General features: G+C 39.9%; 8 protein-coding genes. 5 read left to right on the top strand and 3 right to left on the bottom strand.

Annotated elements, in window-relative coordinates:
- The first annotated feature begins 210 nt into the window (after positions 1 to 210).
- The 3 genes from E1160_RS02080 to E1160_RS02070 all read left to right on the top strand — a co-directional run bounded on the left by E1160_RS02080 (position 211) and on the right by E1160_RS02070 (position 3,083).
- Positions 211 to 906, top strand: coding sequence for a response regulator transcription factor (locus tag E1160_RS02080; protein ID WP_155153333.1), 696 nt, complete (start codon positions 211 to 213; stop codon positions 904 to 906).
- Complete coding sequence (locus tag E1160_RS02075) at positions 896 to 2,200, top strand: sensor histidine kinase (protein WP_155153332.1); 1,305 nt, start codon at positions 896 to 898, stop codon at positions 2,198 to 2,200. Before E1160_RS02080 ends, E1160_RS02075 begins: the two co-directional genes overlap by 11 nt.
- A gap of 70 nt (positions 2,201 to 2,270) precedes the next feature.
- Entirely contained in the window at positions 2,271 to 3,083 is an 813-nt protein-coding gene (locus tag E1160_RS02070) for a MipA/OmpV family protein (protein ID WP_155153331.1), read from the top strand.
- Positions 3,084 to 3,166: 83 nt separating this feature from the next.
- Here the strand turns inward: E1160_RS02070 and E1160_RS02065 are convergent, their stop codons facing one another.
- A complete protein-coding gene (locus tag E1160_RS02065; protein WP_155153330.1) occupies positions 3,167 to 3,835 on the bottom strand; it encodes a GntR family transcriptional regulator in 669 nt (222 codons plus the stop codon).
- A gap of 208 nt (positions 3,836 to 4,043) precedes the next feature.
- Between E1160_RS02065 and E1160_RS02060 the strand changes: the two genes are divergently transcribed.
- Positions 4,044 to 5,192, top strand: a complete 1,149-nt coding sequence (locus E1160_RS02060; protein WP_155153329.1) for a M24 family metallopeptidase — start codon at positions 4,044 to 4,046, stop codon at positions 5,190 to 5,192.
- An 11-nt stretch (positions 5,193 to 5,203) separates the two neighbouring features.
- The gene (locus tag E1160_RS02055; protein ID WP_155153328.1) at positions 5,204 to 6,019 is read left to right on the top strand and encodes a carbon-nitrogen hydrolase family protein; all 816 of its coding nucleotides are present in this window, start codon (positions 5,204 to 5,206) and stop codon (positions 6,017 to 6,019) included.
- 76 nt (positions 6,020 to 6,095) lie between these two features.
- On the opposite strand, the gene E1160_RS02050 is transcribed toward E1160_RS02055, so the two are convergent.
- Positions 6,096 to 6,848 (bottom strand): sterol desaturase family protein, encoded by a 753-nt coding sequence (locus E1160_RS02050; protein WP_218048656.1) that lies wholly within the window; start codon positions 6,846 to 6,848, stop codon positions 6,096 to 6,098.
- Between the two features lie 317 nt (positions 6,849 to 7,165).
- Positions 7,166 to 8,593, bottom strand: a complete 1,428-nt coding sequence (locus E1160_RS02045; protein WP_155153326.1) for a DUF4856 domain-containing protein — start codon at positions 8,591 to 8,593, stop codon at positions 7,166 to 7,168.
- Positions 8,594 to 8,808: the final 215 nt, after the last annotated feature.

Below are 8,808 nucleotides of genomic sequence, written 5' to 3'. Positions count from 1 at the left end.
TTATGGTGCAGAAGCAACATGATGTTGTTTAGTTGAAAAAAAGGGCGTTTTACGTTTTAGGTTATCGAATTATGGCAAGATCAGGAGGTTGGTCACCAAACGTTTACCCTTTTTCATCTATATCTTCTAATTTCTCAGGTTATAAAACAAAGTGGTGAAAATTCTATTTTCTCCGCCAACCAAGAGTGATGATATATTTAGGATTTAGGTATGAAAACATCTGCAAGTATTATGGTGTTGTTGATCGAAGATGACATGGATATTGCTGCTACAGTAAATGACTTTCTAGAGTTGGAAGGTATTGAATGTGACCATGCCTATGATGGTGAGAGTGGGTTAGATTTAGCAAAAACCGGGAACTACGATGTGATCCTGCTTGATCTTATGTTACCTTTTAGGGATGGCGTTAGTATTTGTGAAGAATTACGCGGTGAAGGTGTAGATACACCTGTTTTAATGCTAACAGCACGTGATACGTTAGATGATAAACTGGAAGGGTTTCAAGCTGGCGCTGACGATTATTTAGTAAAGCCTTATGCCTTAGAAGAACTTTTAATGCGTACCCGTGTATTATCGCGTCGAAGAAGTGGTGAGATCAAAAAGTTTATTATAGAAGATCTGGAAATCGATTTTGAAGCATGTTCTATATGGCGTGCAAATCAAGAAATCAAGGTATCACCGACAGGTTGGTTGATTTTGGAAGTATTATCGAGAAATAGCCCCAAAGTCGTTTCACGAGCCAAACTTGAAATGGCTTTGTGGAAAGGTGAGCCACCTGACAGTAATGCACTGAAAACACATCTTTATAAATTACGAAAACGTATTGATAAACCGTTTGAAAAAGATCTTATTCATACCGTTGCCGGGCAAGGTATTGCCTTAAGGGAAGAAGAAAATGGCGTCTAAAATGAAGACTTTTTCTGGTGTCATTCGCAAATACATTTTCTTGTGCCTTGGTTGTACACTACTTATGTATACCGTAATTTTAAATTTTTACTTATTTCATGGCACGCGTTTAGCAGCTTCTTTTGAATTAGATGTGTTCGCACGGCAGTATGAACGTACATTAGCACAAAATAAGGATGCAGCTCTTCCAAGGGCATTTAATATTATAACTTATGATAGATATGAAACACTTCCAGAAGTAGTTAGAAAACATGTATCGCAAGCTGAGTTGGAAGTTGGAGATTTGTATGATTTGGACTTAGATGACATACATGATGATGATCAGAAACGTCTTGGACTACTCTATCTAATATTACCATATGAACTGAATGACGGCCGGACTATCTATATGGTTCAAAACTTTAGTGATTTTGACGATGAAAGCATTTTCTTAGAAGAGTGGGATCAATTATCATTCTTTTCGATTCCGATTGCTATTATATTTCTGGTTTTGTTTGTTATTGTAGTCTTCATGTTGGGAAGGCGTTTGGCGAATCCTTCTCAGGCATTAGCTAGATGGGCTGAAGAATTAAACTCTAATAATCTCGAGCAACCAATCCCGGATTTTAAATTTAAAGAGCTGAATAATGTTGCAAAGGAGCTTCACGGCGCATTAAGTCGGAATGAAGAATTCGTTGTCAGAGAGAGAGAATTCTTGCGTCAAGCAAGTCATGAATTACGTACGCCGGTGACTGTGATTAGAGGTAATATTGAATTACTCTCAAAACATGATTTATCAAACTCTCAACACCGTGTTGTAAATCGTATCACCCGAGCTTCTAAAAGCATGCGACAGTTGATTGAAACGTTGCTTTGGTTAGGGCGTGAAGTAAGCCCTGATATGTCTCAAGAAGAAGTATATTATCCTGAACTTTTAAATGATGTTCTAGAAGAGCTTACTTATTTCACTGAAATGCAAAATGTGGAATGTAAGGTAACGGTTGAAAACACGGATATTATCTCTGTTTCAAAGACACCGTTATATATTGTGATTTCAAATCTATTGAGAAATGCCTTTCAACATACGCCTAAAGGACATGTGGGTATTCAGTTGATTGATAACATTCTCACAGTTGAAAACCATCTGGATGTTAAAGCAGGTCAAAGCAAAAAAGAGCTAGGACAGGGCGTTGGTGTCAATCTTGTAAAACGTATATGCACACGTTGTGGATGGAGTTGCGAGATGGTGCCTCTTGAAGATGGCGGTATGCGAGCGGTATTTACTATAAACGAAGAAAAAGAAAATAAACTGTAATTTGGTCACCCCTTGGTTACTAGCGATGTCGATAAATTCATCGCGTCATTAGTAAATTAAAAGGTTTCCAATGTTTAACAAATTCTTTTTACCTGCAACCATATTGGCAGGTGCAGTAACCTCTTCCCCCATAGCTATGGCAAATGATTCCGGTAATGGGGCTCCTTCTGAACCAGAACGTTTGTATGAGAATTGGGAGTTTGCGATTGGTGCAGGTGTTATGTATGCACCGGACTATATGGGGTCGGATGATTATGATGCTGGTTTTATGCCTCATCTAGAAGTTGTCTGGAATGATCGCGTTTCCCTGTCTATGGGCGGTCTGTTAGTTGATGCCTATAAAACAGATAATTTAACTCTTGGTTTAGGAGTTGGAATGACAGAAGGGCGAGATGAGTCTGATAACCAAGCCCTACGCGGATTAGGCGATATTGATTCAAGCGCAGCAGCTGTTCTATACGCGAACTATCAGTGGGAAATGATGGATTTTGGCGCACGATTTGAACAAGACCTTGGCGATGGTCATGAAGGGGCTCTGGTAGGATTAGAAGCAAATTTCATGGTGCCAGTGGTTGAGGATAAGTTAATGTTCATGGTTGGCCCTGATGCAACATGGGTATCAGAGGATTATATGCAATCTTTCTACGGTATTTCGTCCAAACAAGCTGCGAATAGTGCTTATTCAAGATATGATGTTGATTCTGGTTTTAGAGATGTTGGATTACATGCCATGATAGAATATCGTATTACAGATTCAGTCTCATTCAATGTTGTATCACAATATTCTAGGATTATAGGCGATGCCGCGGATAGTCCAATTGTCAAAGATAAAGGATCTGAAAATCAGCTCTCTTCTGGGATGATGATCAAGTATGAATTTTAGTTTAACCTGCTTAATGTAAAGTATATGAAGCCCTGACAAAATGGTTGGGGTTTCTTTTTCTCTTTAATATCTAAATCTTGTTATTATTGATTGAATAGTTTTATTCTCTCGAAGCCGTATTTAATGTGAAGACGCTGGGATATTCCAACGGCTTCTGCATCGCGGGATTTGATAGCGGTGACAAGGTCTGTTATTTCATCAATGAGCGAATGACACACTTTTTCTGTTGTGTTTTTAGCGACTTGATACCAGCTGCTAGCTGATTGAAAATAGAGTTGTTTCCACATTTCCTTAAGTGATGCGTTGCCAATAATGTCATAAATTAAATGATGTAATTGGTGATTGATTGCAAAATATTCCTGTATATCAAACTCTATTGTTTGTCTTTGTGCGCGAGTCAAAAGGGATAGAGCTATTTCTTCGTGTTCATCTGTGATTTTATTTGGAGACAATTTTCCAATTAATTGAGCAAGTTCCATCCGCATTTCATAAATCTGTGTGATTTGTAGATAAGATAATCCAACGACAACAGTACCGACACCGTTACGTGTTTCTATTAAGCCTAGATAGCGGAGGCGATTTAAAGCTTCGCGCAAAGGGGTGCGACTAACACCGAATTCTTCAGCTAATGCAGTTTCTTTTAATGTTGTGCCTGCTGGGTATTCCAAAAAGCAAATCCGATTTCGGATGATTTCCTGAATGACGTCTACGTCATTTATATCATCGTGATTTTCAAGTTGGATTAATGACATAGTTCAAAATACCTTCGAAAATAAAATCAAAAGACAGTATCTGCATTTACTCGGAAGTGCCAGTGGTCAAAGAAAAAAATATACACATATGTATACACCTATTCAATATAATTGCAATTTATCAGTGATATTTTATGTTTGACTCTGTATCTGTATACAGCTTATAGATTTTTATAGAAATTGAAATTTGGCGATAGGAAATTACTTCATGTTGGAAGAAGCAAAATTACGTAGTTCAGTTCTACAAACAAAAATGAAAGAGGCAGGAATTGAAGTTGCCGTATTCACGGATGAAAGTTCTATCGCTTATCTTGCTGGGTTTTGGGGATATCTGGGTATTGAATTTGGCCGCCCCACAATGTTGGTCATACGCCCAGATGAAACACCTGTGGTAATCACACCATTAATGGAATCCGAAATGGTTGCAGAAATGACCTGGGTTGAAGATGTTCGCGTTTGGGAAGATATGGGGGATAATTCATGGGGACGTGTCTTGGCAGATGCTCTGGGTGACAATTGTTCCAAAGTTTGGGTAGAGAAAAATACCATACCAGCAATCGTCCGTAATTTCTTTGATGATCAATTTAAGACCGTAGATTTGATGGATATTTCGCCCGTCTTGGGACAAATGCGTATGATTAAATCCTCTTTGGAAATTGATGTGATGAAACAAGCGGGGGAAATTGCAGGGGCAATGATGAAGGCAGCTCATGACTCATTACGTGATGGAGCTGCCGAATATGAATCCGCGTTGAGTGTGATCAATGCAGGCACGCGAAAAGCTGCGGGTTTCCTGACTGACAAAGGGTGGGAAAAATTTGTGTCCCCTATGATCCATAATTTGCAAATTCTTCAAAGTGGGGCAGATACATCTATGGTGCATCGTCGTGCCAGCGTAAAGGAATATGCAATTGGAGATCCTGTCTATTTCTGTTTTTGTAACATGGCACAGTTTAAGCAATATAAGCTTGGCTTTGATCGCATGTTCCATATCAAGGAGATTTCTGACGAAGCTGCCCATGTGCAACAAGCCGCCATCGATGCGCAACAAGCCGCCATTCATGCGATTAAACCGGGAGTATTAGCAGAAGATATCGCCGCTGCAGCTAATGAAATATATAAGGAACGTGGTTATGAAACGGGTTATCGAACCGGACGTTCCATTGGTGTTGCTTATCTGGAAGCACCAGAGCTGAAGGCCGGTGATAAAACGGTTCTTCAACCCGGCATGACCTTTGCGGTTGATGGCGGCATTTCCATTGATTCACTCGGTGGTCGTATCGGTGATTCCATCGTCGTGACAGAAACAGGTTTTGATTATATTACAAGCTATCCTCGCGAGTTATTGATCGCTTAGGGGGCAATGTTATGCGAGAGCTGAGACTTGCGATTGCTCAATCTTCCGGGGCACTTGAGGGACCTGAAGAACGTATTGGTTGGTTGGAACGCAAACTAAAAGATTTATCTTCCCATAAAGTTGATGTCCTTGTGCTGCCTGAACTTTTTCTGACGGGATATAACAAAGGGAAGAAGCTTCTTGAATGGGCGGAAGCTAATGATGGGCCATATGCAAAACGCATATCTGCTCTTTGCAAAGAATTTAACGTGGCAATTCAATATGGTTTTCCAGAGAAGCTAGGTGGAAAGCTCTATAATTCTGCAACATGTTTTGATGCGAGTGGACGTTGTTTAAACATTCACCGTAAACTTATCCTGCCTCCGGGATTTGAAGGGGATCATTTTGAAGCTGGGCAGGGATGCAACATTTTTGAACTTGGCGATTTTAAGGTGGCAACTCTTATTTGTTATGATGCTGAATTTCCAGAAACTTTTCGACATATAGCTACTCAAGGTGTTGAGTTGGTTTTAGTGCCCACAGCATTAGGCGCGCAATGGGATGTTGTTGCAAAAAAACTTATCCCAACCCGTGCATTTGAAAACGGTATCTATGTGGCTTATGCCAATCAAGCAGGCCAAGAAGGTGATATGAACTATTTAGGTGCCAGTTGTATTATTGCACCAAATGGTGACGAATTGGCTCGCGCAGGCCAAGAGGAAGAGATTATTGTCGCAACGCTACAAGGTGATGCCGTGCAAAAAGCTCAAGAAAGACTCCCTTATTTATCTGATGTGAAGCGCATTAGGATTACTGGAATGTCTGGTTTTGAACCTAACTGCGAATGATTTATCCTACGTTTCCTTAGCGCCCTGTTGGTTTTATGAATGTAAACGCATATGAATACGTTAAAGGATATATAGGTCAAAGAGAGGACTTGTTTATTGGTTTCTCTTTAACAGGCGGTGATAACAGTTTTATCATCCTTTTACCGGAATGTTGAAAAGGGGCAAGATATGTATAAGGTAGGCTATGTATCTTGTCTGACGTGTTTTTATTGCCAAAGGTGATCTTTTTTGGGGTGTTGGAGGCAAGCAGTAAACTGCCGCCGATCCAATCCCATATAGCGAGTACAACACCAAAGTTTTTATCGTAATGTTTGACATTGTCAGAATGATGTATTTGGTGCTGTGCAGGCGAAATAAAGAATTTCTCTAACCAGTTTCCATAGGTAATACGAACATGAGAATGACGTAGGTTGGCACCAGTGATGTTGAATAGGAAAATAATAAAGTTCGCCCCCAAAATATCGATTAAGGTCACATTTAATCCGAAGAAGAAGATAAAGAGAGCAATCACGAAACCTTGAATAAGAACAGCCCGGACACTGAAAAGAAGGGCTTCCACAGGATGAATTCGATAAACTGTAAAGGGAGTTAGTTTCTCCGCATCATGGTGGATTTTATGGAATTGCCATAAAAAGTGATTGCGATGCATGAGGCGATGTAACCAGTATTTGGAAGCATCATCAAACAGGAAAATCAAGAATGTAAAAGATAAGCTAACGGCCCAATCCGGTAAGATACCTTCAGCTGAAGGTCGACCGTTAAAGATCACATGAAATTCTTCAAACAAATATGTGGCGACGGCTAGTTTGGTTAAAAGGATCGGTGCCATAAGTAGCATGAAAATGCGATTGATTATGAAAATACTATAATCCAATTGGGCAGATTTGCTGAACCAGATATCTTTGGAAAAGAAACTTTGGCAGAAGCGTCTGATTTTTTGTCGAGAGATTAAACAATATAGGATGATCAGCGGAATAGACGCAGCAAGATATCCCACAAAAATTCGCTTCTGTGGGGAGAATAACGGGCTGATCGCATCCCAGAGTAAAGTTGTAACTGTTCCTAAATCCATAGCGGCAAAATAGAACAGGCAGGTAAAATCTTAAAGAAAATACCTGCCTGATTCTAAATTATTTTATGACGATATTAGTCGGTTTCAGCGGAAAGTGCGTCACCCAAGCTATCTGTCAAAGCAGCTATTTCGCCTGTTACGTCATTAGACTTAGCTTTCAAGCCAAATGTTTCATCAAGCAATTTTTGAACGCGTGCCATATGAAGCATGTAAATGCCCCATTCCATTGTCTCACCACTTAGGTAATCACCATTTGCAGAGATGTCGGAAACTTGCTCATTGTTCAATGTCAATGGGCTGTAACCGATCAAACGGTTCAACTGAGTTGCTGTCGCAGCTAGGTTGTTACGACCTGTTTGAAGCGCCAAGGCGAAACCTTTCAACTCACCCCAATGTTTCACATAGGCTTTCCATGCTTTTGTTAAATCACCACCAGATTCTTTAATGGTTTGAAGCTTTTGCATGTCCTTATATACGGAACCCGCATATTTATATGTTGCTTCTGCCAAAACTTTTTCCCAATTGCTCTCAATGACAGCTGCGTATTTTTTCAACTGGTCACGTTGGGCATCTGTAAGTTTTTCACCATTTGCATCCGCAATTAATTGACGGCCATCAATGAAAGCTTTGGTGATTGTATGCAGGTAGTTGGATTTACCACCTTTGTCAGCACCAGCTGCGTAATAAGCAGGACCGAACACCATTTCAGATTTCATATTGACTTTGCCATCACCATTGGCATCAGCAAGTTTCAACACACTTACAGGATCATCAGATTTGCTGCCAAGTTTCGCGATGCCGTAAACTTCTTTCGGAGAAAGAGACAATGCATGCGCAGGCGCACCGAAATAGCCGAATGCTTCATCCCAAGCATGTTCTTTACCGGTATAGGCTGCGCCTTCACTATATGGCTTATCGTTAGGCTTTTTATCTGCGTCTAATTTTTCATCCAAATAATTGTCGACAGCTTGGTTATACATAACTGCACCCATCAAGAATTTGGAGATCAATTGTGGGTAATTGTAACCAGCTTCAAGATCTTCACCTTTATTTGCAGAAGATGCTTTGTCGATCCAGAAAGTAACAAGTTCTGCACCAGTCATGCCATTTGGCATACCTGTTACAACGCCGGAATATGTTTTACCAGCTAGATTTTTCTTTTTGCTGATGGAATCAACATCTGTTTCAGCAATGATGAAATCACCTTTGGTTTTCGGTGCGATGATAGCACGACCTGCGTCTTTACCTTCAAAGTAAGACATCAATTGAGCTTTTAATTCTTCGTTTGGTTGGCCGTTACCTTTACCAGCTAATTTCTTCAAAGAATCATGCAAGACCTGACGTGCGATTTGACCTGTATAAGCAACAGATGTTTTTTTATCACCTTCATAGCCTTTAACTGTTACTGGGAAACCGGAATATACTGGCTCACCTGCTAGAACGCTAGAAGACAGCAATGACACAGAGAGTGCTGTCGCCCCTAATTTAACCAAAAGTTTCATGTCTTTAATCCTACAACTTATTCATTGGTAGTTAGTTTGATGTGAATGCTGTTTATCACGACTTGAAAATAACGGCAAGAAAATAAGAATTACTCGCATTCGCAAATTATCGTAAGCAAAACCCTGTTTTATGTAGGTTTTATTCTAATTGGAGAATGAATATTTTTTGTTCTTTTCATAGTTGCTTTCTGGATACAACTAGAATGATGTTTTTT

The organism is Curvivirga aplysinae (assembly GCF_009711445.1).
In the GTDB taxonomy this organism is placed as follows: domain Bacteria; phylum Pseudomonadota; class Alphaproteobacteria; order UBA8366; family Aestuariispiraceae; genus Curvivirga; species Curvivirga aplysinae.
Note: the sequence above shows the minus strand (reverse complement) of the source record. Positions and strands in the feature narration are given on the sequence as shown.